The organism is Streptomyces chengmaiensis, assembly GCF_029846775.1.
In the GTDB taxonomy this organism is placed as follows: Bacteria; Actinomycetota; Actinomycetes; order Streptomycetales; family Streptomycetaceae; genus Streptomyces; species Streptomyces chengmaiensis.
The window spans coordinates 1-861 of sequence record NZ_JARWBG010000132.1; the positions used below are offsets into that span (position 1 = coordinate 1).

Here is an 861-nt window from a genome sequence, read left to right on the forward strand (position 1 = left end):
CCGCCGCACACTGCCCCGGAGGAGAAACAGCATGAGCCGCAGCGACGTCCTGGTAGACGCCGACTGGGTCGAGGCCCACCTCGACGACCCCAAGGTCGTCATCGTCGAGGTCGACGAGGACACCTCGGCGTACGACAAGAACCACATCAAGAACGCCGTGCGGATCGACTGGAAGCAGGACCTCCAGGACCCGGTGCGCCGTGACTTCGTCGACCAGGAGGGCTTCGAGAAGCTCCTGTCCGCGAAGGGCATCGCCAACGACGACACCGTCGTCCTCTACGGCGGCAACAACAACTGGTTCGCCTCCTACGCCTACTGGTACTTCAAGCTCTACGGCCACGAGAGCGTCAAGCTCCTCGACGGCGGCCGCAAGAAGTGGGAGCTGGACTCCCGCGACCTGGTGGCCGAGGTGCCGCAGCGCCCGGCCACGCAGTACAAGGCCAAGGCCCAGAACACCGCGATCCGCGCCTTCCGCGACGACGTCGTGGCCGCGATCGGCGCCCAGAACCTGGTCGACGTGCGTTCGCCCGACGAGTTCAGCGGCAAGCTGCTCGCCCCGGCGCACCTGCCGCAGGAGCAGTCGCAGCGCCCCGGCCATGTGCCGAGCGCCCGCAACATCCCGTGGTCGAAGAACGCCAACGACGACGGCACCTTCAAGTCGGACGACGACCTCAAGGCCCTCTACGCCGAGGAGCAGGTCGACCTGGCGAAGGACACCATCGCCTACTGCCGCATCGGTGAGCGCTCCGCGCTGACCTGGTTCGTGCTGCACGAGCTGCTCGGTGTGGAGAACGTCAAGAACTACGACGGCTCGTGGACCGAGTACGGCTCCCTCGTCGGCGTGCCGATCGAGCTCGGCGC

At 67.0% G+C, this 861-nt stretch carries 1 protein-coding gene; it reads left to right on the top strand.

The genetic code is table 11. From position 1 onward, the window contains the following. Positions 1-31: 31 nt before the first annotated feature. Positions 32-861 (top strand): sulfurtransferase (locus QCN29_RS36715; protein ID WP_240140307.1); only part of this gene is annotated, 830 nt, incomplete at its 3' end.